The 17,622-nt window shown below is 50.8% G+C and carries 21 protein-coding genes; all 21 read right to left on the bottom strand.

Annotated features, from left to right (window positions below):
• Positions 1–251 precede the first annotated feature (251 nt).
• Positions 252–1,724 carry a CpaE/TadZ family protein gene (locus FE782_RS28650; protein WP_138197776.1) on the bottom strand — a complete coding sequence of 491 codons (1,473 nt, stop codon included), beginning with the start codon at positions 1,722–1,724 and terminating at the stop codon, positions 252–254.
• Between the two features lie 28 nt (positions 1,725–1,752).
• Positions 1,753–1,944, bottom strand: coding sequence for a DUF5049 domain-containing protein (locus FE782_RS28645; protein ID WP_138197775.1), 192 nt, complete (start codon positions 1,942–1,944; stop codon positions 1,753–1,755).
• Between the two features lie 51 nt (positions 1,945–1,995).
• A complete protein-coding gene (locus FE782_RS28640) occupies positions 1,996–2,199 on the bottom strand; it encodes a DUF5049 domain-containing protein (protein ID WP_138197774.1) in 204 nt (67 codons plus the stop codon).
• Positions 2,200–2,204: 5 nt separating this feature from the next.
• A complete protein-coding gene (locus FE782_RS28635) occupies positions 2,205–2,396 on the bottom strand; it encodes a hypothetical protein (protein ID WP_238392700.1) in 192 nt (63 codons plus the stop codon).
• A 43-nt stretch (positions 2,397–2,439) separates the two neighbouring features.
• Positions 2,440–3,240: a DNA adenine methylase gene (locus FE782_RS28630; protein ID WP_138197773.1), complete on the bottom strand. Its 801-nt coding sequence runs from the start codon at positions 3,238–3,240 to the stop codon at positions 2,440–2,442.
• Entirely contained in the window at positions 3,234–3,497 is a 264-nt protein-coding gene (locus FE782_RS28625) for a hypothetical protein (protein WP_138197772.1), read from the bottom strand. The genes FE782_RS28630 and FE782_RS28625 overlap by 7 nt, the downstream gene beginning before the upstream one ends.
• Before the next feature lie 9 nt (positions 3,498–3,506).
• On the bottom strand, positions 3,507–4,844 hold the full coding sequence (locus tag FE782_RS28620; RefSeq protein WP_439116467.1) for a DNA cytosine methyltransferase: 1,338 nt from the start codon (positions 4,842–4,844) through the stop codon (positions 3,507–3,509).
• A 112-nt stretch (positions 4,845–4,956) separates the two neighbouring features.
• Positions 4,957–5,232 (bottom strand): hypothetical protein, encoded by a 276-nt coding sequence (locus FE782_RS28615; RefSeq protein ID WP_138197771.1) that lies wholly within the window; start codon positions 5,230–5,232, stop codon positions 4,957–4,959.
• An 88-nt stretch (positions 5,233–5,320) separates the two neighbouring features.
• The gene (locus FE782_RS28610) at positions 5,321–5,539 is read right to left on the bottom strand and encodes a hypothetical protein (RefSeq protein ID WP_138197770.1); all 219 of its coding nucleotides are present in this window, start codon (positions 5,537–5,539) and stop codon (positions 5,321–5,323) included.
• Between the two features lie 6 nt (positions 5,540–5,545).
• Entirely contained in the window at positions 5,546–6,505 is a 960-nt protein-coding gene (locus FE782_RS28605) for a M23 family metallopeptidase (protein ID WP_138197769.1), read from the bottom strand.
• Entirely contained in the window at positions 6,498–6,656 is a 159-nt protein-coding gene (locus FE782_RS32470; RefSeq protein WP_158299600.1) for a hypothetical protein, read from the bottom strand. Before FE782_RS32470 ends, FE782_RS28605 begins: the two co-directional genes overlap by 8 nt.
• A gap of 31 nt (positions 6,657–6,687) precedes the next feature.
• Positions 6,688–6,903 (bottom strand): hypothetical protein, encoded by a 216-nt coding sequence (locus FE782_RS28600; RefSeq protein ID WP_138197768.1) that lies wholly within the window; start codon positions 6,901–6,903, stop codon positions 6,688–6,690.
• Positions 6,904–6,962: 59 nt separating this feature from the next.
• Positions 6,963–8,504: a type IV secretion system protein gene (locus tag FE782_RS28595; protein WP_138197767.1), complete on the bottom strand. Its 1,542-nt coding sequence runs from the start codon at positions 8,502–8,504 to the stop codon at positions 6,963–6,965.
• Positions 8,501–10,993 (bottom strand): ATP-binding protein, encoded by a 2,493-nt coding sequence (locus tag FE782_RS28590; protein ID WP_138197766.1) that lies wholly within the window; start codon positions 10,991–10,993, stop codon positions 8,501–8,503. The genes FE782_RS28595 and FE782_RS28590 overlap by 4 nt, the downstream gene beginning before the upstream one ends.
• A gap of 298 nt (positions 10,994–11,291) precedes the next feature.
• Entirely contained in the window at positions 11,292–11,990 is a 699-nt protein-coding gene (locus FE782_RS28585) for a TcpE family conjugal transfer membrane protein (RefSeq protein WP_138197765.1), read from the bottom strand.
• A 6-nt stretch (positions 11,991–11,996) separates the two neighbouring features.
• Complete coding sequence (locus tag FE782_RS28580; protein ID WP_138197764.1) at positions 11,997–12,254, bottom strand: hypothetical protein; 258 nt, start codon at positions 12,252–12,254, stop codon at positions 11,997–11,999.
• Positions 12,255–12,299: 45 nt separating this feature from the next.
• Positions 12,300–12,473 carry a hypothetical protein gene (locus FE782_RS32465; RefSeq protein WP_158299599.1) on the bottom strand — a complete coding sequence of 58 codons (174 nt, stop codon included), beginning with the start codon at positions 12,471–12,473 and terminating at the stop codon, positions 12,300–12,302.
• 37 nt (positions 12,474–12,510) lie between these two features.
• Positions 12,511–13,329: a conjugal transfer protein gene (locus FE782_RS28575; RefSeq protein ID WP_138197763.1), complete on the bottom strand. Its 819-nt coding sequence runs from the start codon at positions 13,327–13,329 to the stop codon at positions 12,511–12,513.
• Positions 13,330–13,334: 5 nt separating this feature from the next.
• The gene (locus tag FE782_RS28570) at positions 13,335–14,213 is read right to left on the bottom strand and encodes a replication-relaxation family protein (RefSeq protein ID WP_138197762.1); all 879 of its coding nucleotides are present in this window, start codon (positions 14,211–14,213) and stop codon (positions 13,335–13,337) included.
• Positions 14,214–14,400: 187 nt separating this feature from the next.
• Positions 14,401–16,695: a type IV secretory system conjugative DNA transfer family protein gene (locus FE782_RS28565; protein ID WP_138197761.1), complete on the bottom strand. Its 2,295-nt coding sequence runs from the start codon at positions 16,693–16,695 to the stop codon at positions 14,401–14,403.
• A gap of 229 nt (positions 16,696–16,924) precedes the next feature.
• Positions 16,925–17,422, bottom strand: a complete 498-nt coding sequence (locus FE782_RS28560; protein WP_439116466.1) for a hypothetical protein — start codon at positions 17,420–17,422, stop codon at positions 16,925–16,927.
• Positions 17,423–17,622 lie beyond the last annotated feature (200 nt).

Genomic DNA, 17,622 nt, shown 5'->3' with positions numbered 1-17,622 from the left:
GTGAAACCAGTAGGAACGCGTGTACAAATCGATCCCCATGCGCGTTGGGATGCCAACAGTCCCTCGTCCGTTGCCCTTCCATCCTTGACTGTTCGCAGTCTCGACCGCCAGACGATCGGAGGCTCCCTTGTATATCTCCGTTTGTGTCCCTTCAATAAAGACATACAAACCGCCAATGGCATTCATGGGATGAACGATTCTTGCCTCAAGCACATTCATGTTCTCACCACCCTTCTGGAACGTTTATTGGTTTAGGTCCGATTGGATAAAAAACGTGCCAACAGGTTCCGTTTTTTACCGGGATGCTCCGGCTCCACGCCCATCCACCGATCCACAAGTTCTTTCACACGCAGTCGATACGGACTGCAAGGCGAACTTGCAATGAATTGCCCGCTTCGAACCGCTCGGCTGATCGTTGGATCTTCCGGCAATTCCAGGATTACCGGCCAAGGTATCTCCTGACGCCATTGCTCCTTCGGCAAGATTTCCGTAAAACGACTCCATACGGTGTACATGTCCGGTGCAGGCAACAAGCTGGATAACAACGGCTTCATTCGCACGATACTCTGCATGCTGGCCGGTTCGTCGGTGGTCATGAGCAGCTGTAGCTCCGCCTGTTCCAGAGCCAGCTTCGTGAGGGCGTCGAAATGGACTGGTGTATCGATCAGCACGATATCTGTTTCTTCTTTCAGAAAGCGAAGGATCGCTAGCAGTTGCTCCCGCTGCATCTTAAAAGTTCCCGGTTGTGAAGGAGCGGCGACAATGGAAAAGCCCATCTTCGTTTGTTGAAGACAGGCTCGGCTTGCTTTCGGATCGTCGATCCGGCGAACCAGATCGACAATCGTTTTATGAGGTTGTAATTGTAACGTGGATGCGACTGTTCCGTTCATCAGATCCAGATCGAGAATGCAAACCCGGCATCCAACATTTGCTAATAATGAAGCCAAATGAATCAATAATGTCGTTTTACCTACGCCGCCTTTGGCAGCAAAGACCGCGACAACCGATGGGAGATCCCTGCTTATCCGAGGCAAAGCGCTAGACGACTCAGGCGTGACAGCTTGTTGTTGCTCCGGTTCTTCACCTTCTTCCACCCAACCTATCGGCTCCGCGTTCTCCATTCTAGATGGGGTTTCTACATGTCGATCCGGTCGATCTTGTACCGTTTGTTCCAGAGATCCCTCCGCTTTCTGCCGCGTTGCTTTCCGCTGTGAAAGCGGAACAAACGTTGTCGCATTATGCGGTCCTCTCGTTTCTATCTGCGTTTCGGTCGACACGCCTACCTGCTCGTCCACATCTGCATGATCCAATTTTTGCGAAACAATCACTTCTTCAGTCGACATTACAAGCCCTTTTCCCCACTGCGGAAAAGAAACCGGTAGCTCTTCGTCTTCCAGTTTGTTGGGAGCAAAGAATCGGGCAAAGAGTTGATCTGTTTCTTCATCCTCAGTCACCGTACCGACAACGCCGAGCGCAGCCAACTTGTCTTCTTCCCACTGTGCACCGCTGGCTACGAGTAGCACAACAGGCACGCCTTTGTCCCGAACTAACTGAACATAGTCGTTCCATTTCCCAACTGCCGAATCAATGACCACGATATCTAATTCGAATGTAATCCGATTCAGATCATTGACGAAGCGACAAGCATAACCCGACGCACGAAGTCGATCGATCCACGCCTGACGCTGACGCTGGTGGGGACGAAACAAAGCGACTTGCAGCAAGGCTTACCACCTCCTTTCAAACACAGTTTCATGTTGATGCCACAAAGCCTTGAAACACGCCTTCCCAATACTCGCTTCGATGATCCTGAATCCACTGTGCCGTTTCCGGGTAACCCAGCATCTGTGCGCAGCGGATCACATCGGAAACGATCAGCATATTCGTCTTCCCCGATACCCGAACAGCCTCCAGCCCATCCCATACGTTTTTCGGTACTTTCATGGTTCTTCACCCCTTCCCCATGATTTGCAGGTTGTGATACGACGATTTGATTTACCAAGGTTCGACTTCAAAACCAACAATAAGTCCATCCCGATAGGCTGTTTCATGACAACCCATCCAGCTTGCCGCCTCGGGAAAACTGTGCGCCTCTAGCCAACGAATAACGGTCGGGATGTCGTATAGATCAATTTCATCATCTGAAGTTTGAACTGCGCTTAGGCCGTCCATCACGATTTCCGAAATTTGAATAGACAAAATCGTCAACTCCTCGAGCAGGGATCTATTTTTTGCCCCCGATAATAGACATCCATCTTCAAACGTTGCGCCAAATAGAACGCATAATCTTCCGCATCCGCATAAGCATCACGCACATCCATTTCCTGCGTCGAACCGCCATGCTCCAGCACAACGGCAAACTTTTCGCCTTTCGATTCAATGCGAATATGATTCATAATCAAACAACCTCCTAGTAACCGTACACTCGGATATCCATGTTCATGAGGACGTTTCACCCGCTTGCCTAACGGATGGAATGTAATTAGAAATGAGTAATTCCTTTACAGGTTGACGGCCTTTCGTCTGCTTGGCAATGGAGTAATGCGTCTCTACACTATCTATGACAAACGGTGCATACCATTCCCGAATTAGCGGATGGTCGTTGATGCTGAGCAGAAACTTTCCCTTGATCCCACCTAGCAATTCACGCAGCTTTCGGTGATGATTTTCATCGAATTTATACAGGTATCCGGAAAGCCCCAAATAGGGTGGGTCGCAATAAAAAAAGCTATCCGGTGAATCATATCGCGGGATAACTTCTTCGAACGAACGGTTTTCGATATACACCCCAATCAGCCGTTCATGTGCGACTTTAAACTTTTCCTTTACTTTGGACATATCATAGGCTGGTTTACTGCGTGTGTACCCCCAGTCGTCCGAATCGTTGTATTTGCCGCCGAAATGGGAGTAAATGCGATAGTAAAAATCATAAGCGCGCATTACCGGATCCCGTTCCTGATCACGGCGTTTCATAATCCGCTCAAACTCGTCACGAGCATACAATGCCCATTCAAAGCGCTGAGCCAGATCTTCCCACTGTTCCTGAATGACCCTGAAAAAATTGACGAGTTCCGCATTAATGTCCGAATATACTTCCACCTTCGAGCGTTCTTTCCCGAACAACACCCACCCCCCGCCGCCAAAAACTTCGGCATACACAATATGAGGCGGGAAGCGTCTCATGATATCCTCGCGCAATCGTGATTTTCCGCCTTGCCAGCGAATTGGACTTTTCAGCAATGGCGATCCTCTCCTTCATTTTTCGTTATGGAATCAACAAATCCGGCTCCGAGCGCTACCATATGCGGAATCGTATGTCCGCAAAAATATACCTCCTGCTCAGCAATGCCAAGCAAGCGGGCGTATACCAATGCATGGCAGACCGCATCTTGCGCATTCTCCCGACTGCCTAGATCGTATATGTCCTTCCCCGGCGCAACGCCGATGACATAATACGCACCTCGCATTTCCTTCACATAAATCTGAATGTTCTGCACACCAATCCCTCACCTCCGTCCCGCTTCTCGAAAAGCTAAGGCAATTTGCCGTGCCAACTGGTAGGCCAGCTTCGGAGGTACTGCATTGCCAACCTGACGATACTGGGCACTCAAGCTGCCGTAAAAGACGAATGAATCCGCAAAAGATTGAATTCTCGCGCATTCCCTTACCGTGAAGCGACGCGGGCGGGAAGCATTGGGATGGTAGTGCGCACCCGTATACAAGGTGGTTTGCGCGGTAATCGTTGGATTCGGCTTGTGCCATGCCCCCTTTTTTTGTCGACCTTTTAAGCCCTCGACCCGTGAAGGCATTTCGGCCTGCAGCACCTCCAGCGGAATAACCCCGTTTGGATCCGCCTGCGAAATGAGCCGCAGCACCTGTTCGGAATCTTGCGGTACCGGACCATGATTCGGATGCAGTCCCGCCGACCGGTTGTGCGCGGTGATCGTATAAGATGGCGTATCCCAACTCACAGTACGGTTTTCCTGTTCGTAACCTCCCTGCTCCCGAACATTGTCAAACAAGTGCCCCTCATGATTGGGCGGCGAACCGGGATGTGCCAAATCAACATCTTTCGACAAATGGGCGGTGACCGTTTTACACGGCTGCTCCCAATCCTGCACCTTGCAGTCAAACAACGCGACCCCTTTACCAGCGTTGCGTATGCGATTCTCCATCGAGGCCGGACGGGGATTAAATAGCGTATGGTTCATCAGTGTGGGTTCACTTCCTATCGGATCCGGTAAATCGCCAATGGCATCCCACAGCACCGGACGCGACGGATCAGGCTGCGGCCATTCAAATGAGATGTTCAAATCCGCTCGAAACCCGATAATAACCACCCTCTCCCGCGTCTGCGCCACACCATAATCCCAAGCGTTCAACAACCGCCAATCTAGTTTGTAACCCGCAGCTGTAAACAGCTCGTAAATCGCATCAAAATGAACTCGCTGCTTTTTACTGAGCAGTCCTTTTACATTTTCCATTAGGAAAAAAGCAGGTTGGATTTCCTCCAATAGCCGGGCATATTCATATGGGAGTTGATTGCGGACATCGTCCGGATTATGATTTCCTGCCACACTGAAGCCCTGGCACGGTGGGCCGCCAATGATGCCGAATATCGCTTCATTACCTGCCAGTTCCCGGAGCTTGGCTCCGGTCAACTGCCTGACATCTTCCTTTAGAGCTCGTGCATCATGGTGATTGTGTTCAAACGTAAGTAGTGCGGATGCATCCACATCTACTCCTAGGCGAATGTCAAAACCTGCTTGCGCAAACCCGTACGAAAGTCCACCAGCTCCGCAAAATAAATCGATACAAACTCCCTCGTATGGAATCTCGATCACCTCCCCAAACGGTTGTAAACCGAAAAATGGGCATAAAAAAACGGCTGCTCCGAGAACAGCCGTCTATCGTTATTTATTTTCAAGTGTGCCCTGCACTCATTTCTCTTCCCACTCAATACTCCCGAGGCAACAGCGCCGTAATGACCAAACGGTCGCCATAATCATCGGTTTTGACCCACACTTTCTCCGGCAGTGTCATCTGCATCGTATCGAGTTGCTTTCCGTCACCATCACCAATAACCACCTGGTTGCCCTGTGGTTCAAACACGAGAAACTCATGCTTCGGTAAAAACGACTCTGCTTTCCGAAAAAACAGGTTCATCACGACCGGAGGTAATCCCAAAGCCTGCACCCCATGCGTGACCACTTTTTGATTTGGTTTTCCCATTTCCTTCATCTCCCTTTACTGTTATTGGGCATAAAAAATAGCCCCCTTCTCTCGAGAGCCGTCATGATTGTCTAGCTATCCATTCTACTTAAGAACAAAAAGAAGACGAATCCGTTTGTTTGAACATCTCCCAAAACGCTTCTCGATCCGCCAAGCTGTTAAACGTCACAGTCAAATAACCTCTTTCAGCGGCGGCGTCCAGTTCCCGTCCAATCACGTTACCGCCGCAGCGGGTCACGTCGCGGGCATAGGCATCCAAATCGCCGCGATGTTCACACTCGCGAAAACGCAGTAACTGATCTAGCATCAACCTTCACTCTCCTTCTGTTGGATCTAACCAATAGTTTTGTGGATTTACGGATTGCCCATTTTGAGACATCCCAAAATGCAGATGGGGTCCTGTCGATTTCCCCGTACTGCCTACCCAGCCGATCACCTCCCCACACAGCACCTGCTGTCCGCTACGAACACCGATGTCGGATAAATGTGCATATAAACTCTGGACACCGCCTTCATGTGACAGTCGGATGTAATGACCGTACCCACTGTTGCTTCGGGTCACTTGAATCACTGCCCCGTTTTGAATCGCAACAACCGGCGTACCCCGCGGAGCGGGGATATCGATCCCATCATGAAATACCCCAAGCTCTCCGGTAACCGGATCGGTTCGAGAACCGTACGAACTAGAAAGAGATGTATAGCCAATGACCGGCCACAGCCAGTTTCTCGGCATGATTAGCATAGAAGCATACTCCGCTTCCTTGGCATAAACGAGCGCTACATCATTCGGGTTTAAAAACCACGCTTCCATCGCAGCATCTGTCTCAAGAGAGGCCAATCGTAAATAATTTGCCAACGAAAAAATCGCATCGTAGGGGTTATCTGCGCTGATCTTTCCATCCCCGTCTCCATCCACCTTGTACGCTTCCCACAAAAGTCGCGGAAACCCCATTTCGCCAATCGTATCGATCCGCTTCGCAGTCTCGGCTCCAAAATCGGTGGTGATCTTGTGAATCGCCGCCAACCGCGACCATGTCACCGCTTCATTTTCTGCGTGAATATAGATCGGCAATAACGGTGCGGGAATATCGAACGTTTGCTGTTGGGGTACTGGAATCCCTTCCATAGAGGAATCCGACGAACTGACCAGCACACCTAATAAGACAAAAGCCACAAGTAAAACCAACAACACAATAACAATGCCGACAAAACCCAAGCTACCGATCACCCACCAGAGTACCCTTTTCTTGATCAAACCACTAACCTCATCCATGGCGGTCCCGCTCCAGCGTCACCTGTTTTTCGCGCGCCTTTTTCAGGTCTGCTTCCGCTTTGTCCAGCAGCAGTCGGCATGACACATCGCCGCTTTGGATCCGTTGCTTCAGGTCGGATACCAACGTCTCCCAGTCTTTCACAACATCCATCGTCATCCCCTCTTTTGTAAGTTGTCAACAGTCACCGCATGACCCGATCAGGTACTTTGATCCCCGTTGGCTTCCACTCCTGTCTAACCGCTTTTCTCATCCACACATGTTGCGATTCGGGCACCAAAAACACCACTTCCCCACCACGGCTAACTCCCCGAAAAACCAGACCGTGCGCCAGCTTTTCCTCATAGGACAAGGTCTGCACCTGAAATTCACCCCTTAGCCACTCCGCAATCCGGTCCATTCAAATGCCTCCCCCTACTTGCCTGTTCAGCTTGGAACGTCACTTCCGCATCAGTTTCCTTATTTCAACTTGGAAATGATCTTCTTCGCTGTCGCCGCTGCTTTTTTCGTCGTTTCCTTCGTGTTTTGCCACGACTGCTTCGCTTCTCCCCAATGGTGGACGACTTCTTTTTTGGAGGTGTCATACATCTCATGCGGAGTCGGCGCTTGGAAGATGCTAAGTATCTGTTTGAGAATCTTTTTGCGGAACAAAAATGCACAGAAAAAGAGCAGCGCCACAAAGATTTGCTGCAGCATCAGAATGCCGGAGCCGCGCGCGACGATATCGGCAACAAGCAGCGTAAAGCCCATGTAAAATCCATAGATGACCTTTGTACCGAGGACCCCGATCAACCAGCCGAGCCAGCGGCGTACAAACATAAACCCCCGTTCCGGAAAAAGTCCAAGCAGCAGCACGACCGGTGCAAGAATAAGGATCGCCAGTGCCATTTCCTGAGCCAAAATCAAAATAAATGAAATCGTTCCGACAAACAGAAGCAAGGTTAACGTGGCAATCAGGGACAGTAAAGCGACCAGACAGCGAATGCCTGCCGATCCGCCACCAAACACATAGGGAATGTCAGCATGATCTCCGTGGTCAATTTTTGCATCACCCAGCACCTTGCGCAAAATGTCCCGGTGCGTCATACCCGGCGCATACTGCCGCATCCAGTGTGACCACGCATCGCCGACCTGCACAGATAACTCCACGTCTTCCTCCTCTGCTTGATCCAAAATCGCCTCTACTTCCTCCGCTGTCATGCGCACCACGTTTCCATCCTGTCGGTTGAATTGTCCGATCGTCCAAGGACGGTCTACAAACAATTTCCATAGCCGATTGGACGTCGCCATCAACTGTTGATCTGCCACATTCGCCAGACCTGCGCCCAGTTGCTCTCCCGTCACGCGTTGGTAAGGCGCGGCCAGCGATCCCATCGTAATTTGCGTCAGCTTGTCCATCGTCTGTGATACCGCACGGATGCTCTGACCCGAATGGGTGAAAAACCAGTAGCTGCCGATCAGGACAACAATCGAACCAACGACGCCGGACATCAGCCGAGTTGTCTGGTTGTTCCAGTACCCGACCTTCACCATCCACGCCGCCAAGAGCACAAGAGCAAACGGCAAAAATTTGGAAAAAAAACCTGTTCGCATCCCTTCCATGATTGGCAGGATCAGCGACAGTTGTTCGTTAACCAGATCGGTATGAAAACCAAGCTGCATCAGAAAAATAGAAAGCCGGGTAATGAAGGCATTCGCCAAAAATAGCCCATTCGCGATCCAATTCAGAATGATCGGAAATGGATTATTCAGCTTCGGCTTCCAACCTGACCACTCCACGAGATCGTAGCCCAAATCCCATGTATAGTGATCCGTCGGGTACTGACGGTAATCCAGCGTCCGATCACCCGGTTCAATGCCCATCTGACTTTCACCCGGCAACAGTTGGTCGAGCATATCTTGGGGCGGCGCTTGTGCAAAAACGGTGAGTGGGTTTGCCAAACTCATCAAACAAGCGATAAACACCAGCAGTAAAAGCCCATAACGGCATTTTCGTCTCAAGGGGTTTCCCTCCTTTCCCTCGACACACGATCCGGCGATGTATTAAAGATGGTGAGCAGATCGTCCGGGGTCGGTTCAATATGCACCCGCCCGATCCGACCCGTTATATCTTTCATGTAGCAATCTCCGGCCTTCAATTCACGAAACGCCTGAATCATGTCCTCATCATCGGGATCAAGTCCAATCAATGTCAGGTTGTCCGCAATAGCCCGAGGGTCCTCCGTACGGAAACAAAAAATAGACCCCAAATTGTTGCGGGTCTCTTCATCGGCAACGTCCCCCGGGTTTTGTGTTGCCAAAAGCGGCACTACCGCGAAAGAGCGGCCCATGCGGATGATTTCATCAATCAGTAACGCACCCTCGGGAAAAGCTTTCAGCATCCAAGATTCGTCAATGCCAAATATTTTTAGTTGATCGTGTGGGCTATAAAACATGTACTCGCGCCCGAGCGCGGCTACCAGATACATGATGCCAAGACCAAATCGCTCATTCGGCGTCAGCGCCGTTTGCAGACGTTCACTCCGTTTCTTCGGTAGCGGCAATCCAGCCAGCGTAATGACAATAAAACGCGCACCGCTGAGCTGGGCATTTTCTTCCCCGTCGTGGGCAAAGATGAATTTACCAAACGGGCTGCGCGAGTACGACAGTAAACGGTTCACACATCTTCTGGCTTCCACCCGGATCGCTTCCATCGGTGATTCCGTTGCGATATGCGTTAGCTCCGTCATAAAGATGTGAAGGTCGCGCTTCTCCTGCTCAAAGGTTCGCTCAACGGCCTCCATTAATGCGTCAGCTCGTTCATCGTTTCTTGTTCCTTCAAGTAATAGACTCAGGAAGTCCAGTACAATGCCGTGAGAGCGTTCTTCACTTTTCGACATGCGAAACGGATTGAACTTCGTCGTTGACTCCGCTGAAAAATTAAGCCGTATCATGTTCTCATGGATATCCGGGATCAAAGCAAAGCTGCCATCCTCATCTTTGGGATCAATGGAGAACACAATGCCGCCCTGATTGTACCCATGGTAGAATAGCGTCTTCTTCAATACGGATTTTCCTGAGCCAAGCGTACCGACAATGACAATCGCCCCGGAACGGTTCAGTTCCTTGGACATCGGGCGCTTCAAATCCAGCAGCACCGGAATGCGATGCAAGGTGCGTCCGATATAGTCGCCGTCCGGGTCGCCGATTTCCCGCGAACCATGCAGCATTCCAGCTGACAGAAACTTCGGATCCATCGGGATGCGGTTCTGCTTGTCCATCGCCGAACCGGGCAAAAAGAGCTGAAAAGCCGTGCCCTGATCCGCTGGAGAGCGAACCACGCGAATTTGTTTGGTTGCATACAATTGCAGGAGCTGCGCTGAACGTTCCTCCAGTTCCTTGCGGGAGGAAGCTGAAACGTTCAGCCAAGTAGACGCCCATACGAGCGGCATCCCTTTCTGAAGCTTGTTCTCCAACACCCGCCCGCGCTTGCCTGCCCATTCCAGTGTTATCGGTGTCTCCTCGGATGCTTCCTTATACTCGCGCCTCTGATCCTTCAGCACCTTGCGATTTCGCTGCAATCCACCCGCCGCTTCATGCGGTGTTTGCACCTGAAAATGAATGCTGACCTCTGCAGGAAAGGGAAGGTCTTCAAGTGCATACAACCACTCGTCGCCAACCGTATCAATCTCCTCCGGCACATCGACAACGGAGAAGAAGGCCTGAAAGCTCTTCAAACTGTCCTCATCAAGATCATCATGATGCACGACCCAGGTCTTCATTTTTTCTTCGGAAACCATATCAGCAGCAAGCAAAATCGGTAGCGATTTTTTCGGACGCAGCAAAACCTTGTCGCCCTTTACCCGTACCTCACGCATCGTTTCCGGTGTCAGTATCAGCTCGGGTTCTAAGGATAAACCCCTGAAGAAACCCCGTCGCAACAGCCATTCAATTTCCTGCGGTCCGCATCGTTCACCGCTCAGGTGATGGTTCACTTGATTAAACTGCAAGCTTTCGGCTGTCTTGGCAATCTGAAGACGTTCCATCTCCAGTTCACCGCGTTGACGGTACCAGAATTGCTCCGTTACGCTTCGACCCAGTGCACCAGCCAACGCCTTCAAGGTTTCGCCCGTTTTACGCAAGCCGGACAAATCCACTTCCGGAAACTGCTTCTGTACGGCGGATAGCTGTAAAATGAGATAAAGCGATCGCTGCCACGGTCGCCGCTCGGCAAACCGTTGCATGACCGCTTTCACATAGCGTTCGTATTCCGCGCCCTGACCCGTGCGTCTGGCTTGCCATACGCTGGCGTCCATCATCCGGGTCACGGAAAGCAACTGTCCGCTGCCGTGATAACTGTGCAAAAACTGTTGCATCTGGCTCACGGTGCCGCGCTTTTTCTCCGGTGATTGATAAGCATATGGCTTTAACGGAATGCGGTACACCGCCCATGGTTTGAGCAGGGTATCGAACAGGAGGTTTTGTTCCCAATACAAAACCGGAAATTTCAACGGATCTCACCTCCCTTCTGAAATCGGTCTTCATCTGATCCAGATCCGATGTCGGTCGGCGTAGTCGTACATGCGTGTCAGCCATTCATCCAGTTCCTCTGCGTTCCGGACCGATCGAAACTCCGCCAAATGCGGAAAAGACCGGAAACATGCTTCACGGCCTAACCGCTCGGCAATCGTCCGGCCCTTCTCTTCTACACTCGTTGATTGGTTTTCCAATAGGTCGTCAAGGCTGATCGACACCTTGTATTTCCAATTGCCCATTTTCTTGATTCACCTCATTTTATAAATCGGTTCATTATTGACGATTACTAACCTTCCATTTATTCCTCACACTATCTCTACTCTCTCGTTCAACTTGTACCGGATCCGATGTCATCCACGTCATATTCCCGCCCGCTTTTCCCTCCACCAAAGCAGGAGGAACGATCGCTCGTTTTGATGGCGACTTAAGTGGCGTAACCGTCAGTTTCTGACTCCTGCCGCGCCAACGAATGCGCACATGTGCGGGAAGGAAAAGCGTCTGCAGTCCTTCAACCGTTCCATGTAGCCACGCGCTACCTCCGCACCATTCCTCAGAACCGTTTGAAAGCGATATTCGCTCATACGGCCGGCAACAGCTAACAAACGTGATCTTCCCTCTTCCTCCAAGCTGACGAATCGCCTGCCAACGGACAACCCACTTCGGTCGCACCAGAAAATGAATAATGTCTCGCAAATAGCGCGTGACCGTTTTACCCGCTGGGTCAAGCTTGACCGTGAAGTACGCAGCGGCAATCGGTCCTACGACCATTGTGATCGTACGATCCAGCGGAAGCACCCAGGAAAGCACCGGGATTATATAACTAAAAACGAAAAACACGCCAATATACACGAACCAAAGGACAACGCCGTCCTGCCGTATTGGCATCCACAAGCGGATGTCCCCGATATGGTAAATGAGCGGCCGTACCCGGTAGAGAGCACGATACGATTCTGTTTTCTCTTGATCTTCCACTTGGCCTCACTCTCCCGTCGTGTCCGTTAGTCCGTCCACGGAAATGCCGAGCGTCTTTAGCACATAGAGCGCCAGATACTTGGCGATGCCAGGCGCAAAAACAAAAATACCCAAAATGACCGACAGCATAATATGCGACCACAGCCGATTTGTCTCCCCATTGGCATACATCTTGACGCCCCGGTAAATCGCTATGGTCAGGAAAATGGCTTGCAGTAATCGTTTGATTACGAGTAGACCGGTATTAATAAAATCCCCTTCCATATTTCGCACCCCCTAACCTGGTGAATACTCATTTGCATAAGACACTTATTGATTTTCCGGGTCTGACATATAGGCTAACTTTGCTCGGGCTTCACGCAAAGTCATGGGCGGGTACCCTTCATTCTTGCTTTGCTGATCGCTCCAGACTCCATGCCGATCCATCTGTTGAAGCTGTGTAATGATATCTTGTCGTTCTTTGTCCCTTTGTTCTTTAGACATCGCAGGTACACTTCCTTTTCATAGATTTCAAAACCATTTATTCAATGCCACCTACGAAAAACTTCTCGTTCTCCTCCGCCACCGCCAGCCTCCACACCTGTGTTAGTCGAAATCCAGTGGCTTCGTCTTTGACAGAAAAGGTGGCAGTGATGGTATACGGTCCAGCGCCTGTCGCCTCCAGCCTATCCAGCGAAAGGAACTTGAGTCGACCGTTGAGAGGTTTCAGTTTGGAGCCTGTCGTCACATAGTTAAACAGGCTTTCCGCATCTTTACCTTCACACATAGCCTTCAGGAAGCTTTCTATCGCCGGACGTATCCGTTGCTTCACCCCGCTGGATGCTTCCACTTCACTGTTATCCGATTCGGGAACAGCAGGGGGATTCTGCAAAGGGTGAATGAACGGTGGATCCGTAATTGCAGCGCCTTTACCGGATTGCACCCATACGGGTACATCCACTTCCCATAGGGTTCGATCCGGATTCAAAGCAATCACTCGGACCCGAATCTTGTAACGTTGATATCCATGGGAGGAGAGCGAGATCAATTCCACTGCAACTACATCCTGTAGATTCGTATTTTTATCTGACAAAATAGCTGCGATACGGACGAGCGATTCCGGATTCACATATGGTTTGATCCGCTGCATCCGAGCCTCTGGCAGTTCCTTCCCATCCCAGTGCATCCACTCACGGGAAAAGCCAAGCGCTGTCTGGATTGCCATTTGTTGCTCCGTTGTGCGTTTAAGAAGGGCCGGTATCGGGTCCGTTTCTATTCGCAATAGTGTAGAAATCGTGCCCAAACACGAAAGCGTCAGCATGCCCCACAGCAGCAACTTCGGCAGTAAGCGTAGATCCACTAACCTTACCTCCTTGTTTTAGGCGGGAGCTCTCTGGGCTGTTTACCCAGCAGCGGGTCCAACGGATCCGCAAGCATGGGGAGCAGCGGCATATCCTTCAAGCGAATACGCTGCCCGCCGCTGCCCAGCCAAAGCGTCCCCGCTGCGCCTTTTTGTTTCCACTCTTTCTCACTGATGGCCCATACGCTGGGCAATCGGTCGTTGTTGAACGTCCCTTTCATCAGCACCTCCCAAATGTCGATAATCGTTTTCGGACGGCTTTCAATTTTCGTCACAAACAGTACCTGCACAGCCTCTACCTTTGGCCAGATCGTGGGGAGCAGTGTACCATAATGAAAGAGCTTATCTTTTATGCGCCACAGCGTTTCAGTTCCGGTGTCATACTCCAGATGAAAGGCCAGCCGTCCGCGATCAGGAAACAGATACATGCCGAACCCATCCGGCTTGACGGGTGCAGCCGCTTTCCCTGTTTTTTTGCTCTGCACATATCGCTCGGCTGCCGAGCGTGGGTCCAGCCACTCCAGCATGCCTTCTTCGGCATGGGAAATGCTGTGGCGGATCACATCGGTAAAAAAAGCGTTCGTTCCAAAAAAATGTTCGATCTGTACCGGTCCGGCTTCCCAAGCTTTAGCCCGGAAAACCGTTTCGTCACCGGCAAGACTAGCCCCCGCTCTGGCCCCAAAGGCGGTCAAGGTGTACCCGACATGGTTCCTTTTCAGAAAAGGGAGGGGGATGTTACGAATCAACCCCTTCTCCTTCAATTCACATGAGATGTTATAGATCGTTTTCGGTTTGTAATGTAAGCTGATTGCTAATTGCTCGGCTGTCAGTAAGGTGTGTCGGTACAACATAATCAGCGTTTCTTTTTTGGCTTCATAGTACAAATCTGTTGGTCTCCTTTCCTACAGGCCGTGTGGGGTGTTATAGTCGGGTTCAGGTCGGTGCTCGTTTCGCGCGCCGGTATGCGGTGCATGGCCCATTTTTGAGATTGCAACCTTCCCTCGAAGATGCCCTCGAATGTTCTCTCGAAATTACTCTCGAAAGTTCCCTCCAGTCTTCATACCCTGTTGTTTATTTGAAATTCGGCAAAATGGTTCCGCCTGATTCATCGGAGAGACCCGAGCGTTTCATTTCATGTTCAACTGCTTCTACGCTGCGGCCGTCCTGTTTGTCCGAATGAGCCCATGCCTCTTTGATCCATGCTTCCCGGTGTACAGGGACGATTTCATTTTTGACTGTAAATAGCTCCAGCCTCCCCTCCTGTCCCTTGGTTCGGACGATGGCATGAAGCTCTGCCAGATTCATGAGGTCGACGCTCGTTACCTGCGGCTTGAGCCAGCGCGACAGCTTATCTGCGTCCGGCCCGCCAAGCTGCAGTAGCATGAGCGTACCTATGTTGCCGAGAATAGCCTCCAAAATACGATCGGAGAGCTGGGTTAAATACTGCGTTGCCAAAAACAGCGACAAGCCGAATTTGCGGTCCTCAGCCAGTATTTTCGTCAGGATGTCCGTGGCGAACAGATGGCACTCGTCGGCGAAAAAGAAGTGCGCTTTGGACTTGTGCTGCGGACGTTTACGGCAAGTGAAATGGTAGTCGATGAAGAACAAACTGGCTAAAATCTTCAGCAAATCCGGAACGCAGCCGGAGCCGTCGATCAATACAATGTGACCCTCATCCATGACTTGGCGCGTGTTGATGCTGCTATGCAGTTGGCCGAGCATCCGCCGCGATGTCGGGTAAGTGGTTAACGCACCCAGCTTGTTCAGAATTGGGCCAAGATGTTCGCCGAAATTTTTGATTTGTGCAAATTCGTCCATCCAAAAATGACGCAAATGCACATCCAGATCCGGCAAGATTTTTTTGCGGTACGTCTCATTAAAGAAAATGTCGATTATACCGAGTACCGTTTGCGGCGGTACAGAAAGCAGACTGAGTACAGCGTTGCGTAAATAATGCTCTGCTCGTGGCCGCGAACCCGGAAAGAGTTGCTGCAGCGTCGTAACAAATTCCCCAGTGAGGCTTTCCCGCACATCTACATGTGCAGCCTGAAACAAATTAAAGCCTCGTGGCCGCTCCGTATGCCCGAGCGGAATGATGTGCAGCTTCGGATACAAGCTCTTCGGGATATAGCTGAGCAGCGTTTCAATCGCCCCGCCGTGCGGATCTAGAAACGTAAAACCCGGCGCTTGGTTCGGCGAACGCTCCAGATCATCCACCATATTGGTCATGATGGACAGCAGCGTCGACGTTTTCCCCGATCCGGTCGTTCCTGCGAGAAAAGCATGCTTGAGCATCTGGTTGACCGGCATTCGAATTTCTTTTTCCACACCCGGAACATTGCTCTTCCCGATAAACAGTCCCGTATTCAATCCTTCCGGAGCCGGTATGATCTTCGCATGCATCTTCTGCATGTGGGCAGCTGCCGGATCGCCAAAGGCGGGAATACGTAACCAGTAGCCGAGTTCCTCTGATGTAAACAGCAGTTTCTTCGACGGTAATCCCGGCTCGAGAACGGCTCTCTTGCCCCTCACAGGACGCAGCACAATACCATTGCCGCTGCGCATCGATTGCAGCATGTCGTTCATCGTGTGCAGCCTCGCTTTCGATGCATGCGAACGAATGAGTACACGAAAGCCCGTCCACAGTCCGATTTCGTCCGCGTCCTGCTTGCTTTGCAAGGAACGCAAGACGTTCTGCTGGTGCGTGGTCAATTCCGGTGGTCTTGGCTTAACTTTTTGATTCGTTTGCATCTCCCGCCAGATCCCTCGTAACGATGTTGGCTCGTTGGCTGGGGATCGCAGCCATTTCTCCGCTCTGCGGACGCGACGCTGCAAGAGTCGTTTACCAGCTGGTGCAAATGCAAGCTCCAGCCATACCTCCTCGCCTGTCTTCAACTCGCCCGCTCCCATTGCCGCGATCATCTCGTTGACCGGGTCTTTGCCCGCCGGATGAAACGCAGCGACCGACAAAGCGCCCTTATACGCCGGACGTCCTTCGGCAACGATCACGTTTTTGCCTGTACCAACTGCAAACACAGGCGCATCAGTCGGGAGCAAATACATCCCGAACACCTGCGTATGAAAGCCCGTGCGAAAACCCATCCAGCGAATGTCGGGAACAGAGAAGTAGATTCGAATGTGACCAGCAGGTCCTGCACACTGGACCAGGAAACGAAAAAATAACTGTCCATAACGTAGACGCTTGAATCGGGGATGGCCGAGCTGACTGATATGCTTGGCAAGACGCGCTGCCTTCATGAAGTCCATTGGCGCAGCATCTAGGGAGGGCATTACTTCGAACCATAGTGCCTGCTTATGCTTACCGTATCCCGGCTGACACCAACGTGAAAACCAAAAAGAGCGCATAAGCGCCCCCTCCCTTCGCACCTTCATTACGCAATGTCATTCCCCATGTTTGTTCCACAACTCCCCTTTCAATGAAAAAACACCGGAGCAATTTTTCCTCTCCGATGCATCCAGAAATAAAAAAAACAGGCGATGCCGGGGATGCCGGATGGCCTGTCTCACATTTTTCTACACTATCAGATTAACAGGATTTTGTTACCTTGTGTTATCCCAATTTGTCACCTCATTTTCACTTAACAGTTACCTCTTCGTTACCTTCGATTTCCAACCAAGATAAATCATCCGGCACGCCGAGAATGGAATTAGGTCCGCCGACAAAGCGATATATTTTTGTTAATGAGATTTTACGATGCTGAAAAAACATTCGAGATGTCATTAACAATTTTTTCATCACATCGGGATTGGGAAGTCGTAACTGATATTTACTTTCCACAAATCGCTTTTCAACTGGAAGCAGTGATTTGATGGCCGCCTCCAACATCCGAATTTTCATCTCCAGCAATGGAATCTCAATCTCCTGCGCATGCAAGCGGCGGATGACTTCCTGTACAATGGCCTCGTTCTTTTGGCCTTGCCCGTGAATAGCGACCAATTCAAACTTTTGGGCAAGACCTGGAATATGCTCAAGCTGTGCTTCCAAAACTTCCAAACGAGACTTCCAATCAGGGAGGGCAAAAAGCCAGCTTTCGACTTCCGTATAAGGAATGTTAAATTTCAAGAGTCCCACCCCCGCTGTCGAAAGCGATGTCGAACTTTACTATGCCAATCGTGACGCATTAATTGTTCGTAATAAGCCAGTGACGAATCTGTTGTACGAGATTTATGATCAGTATTGACGACTTCGTACCAGGGTTTAGGAGGATTCGTTTGGCGGTCCTCAGACGGAATCTTGGATTTTATATGTTTAAGACTCATTTCCTATGCTCC

The sequence above is a fragment of the Paenibacillus antri genome, assembly GCF_005765165.1.
Taxonomy (GTDB): domain Bacteria; phylum Bacillota; class Bacilli; order Paenibacillales; family YIM-B00363; genus Paenibacillus_AE; species Paenibacillus_AE antri.
Note: the sequence above shows the minus strand (reverse complement) of the source record. Positions and strands in the feature narration are given on the sequence as shown.

Coding starts and splice junctions, on each gene's coding strand:
- FE782_RS28600 (WP_138197768.1), bottom strand. CDS start 6,903: ATGGACCGGATTGCGGAGTGGCTAAGGGGTGAATTTCAGGTGCAGACC.
- FE782_RS28580 (WP_138197764.1), bottom strand. CDS start 12,254: ATGGAAGGGGATTTTATTAATACCGGTCTACTCGTAATCAAACGATTA.
- FE782_RS32470 (WP_158299600.1), bottom strand. CDS start 6,656: ATGGATGTTGTGAAAGACTGGGAGACGTTGGTATCCGACCTGAAGCAA.
- FE782_RS28565 (WP_138197761.1), bottom strand. CDS start 16,695: ATGCGCTCTTTTTGGTTTTCACGTTGGTGTCAGCCGGGATACGGTAAG.
- FE782_RS28605 (WP_138197769.1), bottom strand. CDS start 6,505: ATGGATGAGGTTAGTGGTTTGATCAAGAAAAGGGTACTCTGGTGGGTG.
- FE782_RS28635 (WP_238392700.1), bottom strand. CDS start 2,396: ATGAATCATATTCGCATTGAATCGAAAGGCGAAAAGTTTGCCGTTGTG.
- FE782_RS28615 (WP_138197771.1), bottom strand. CDS start 5,232: ATGGGAAAACCAAATCAAAAAGTGGTCACGCATGGGGTGCAGGCTTTG.
- FE782_RS28645 (WP_138197775.1), bottom strand. CDS start 1,944: ATGAAAGTACCGAAAAACGTATGGGATGGGCTGGAGGCTGTTCGGGTA.
- FE782_RS28610 (WP_138197770.1), bottom strand. CDS start 5,539: ATGCTAGATCAGTTACTGCGTTTTCGCGAGTGTGAACATCGCGGCGAT.
- FE782_RS32465 (WP_158299599.1), bottom strand. CDS start 12,473: ATGTCTAAAGAACAAAGGGACAAAGAACGACAAGATATCATTACACAG.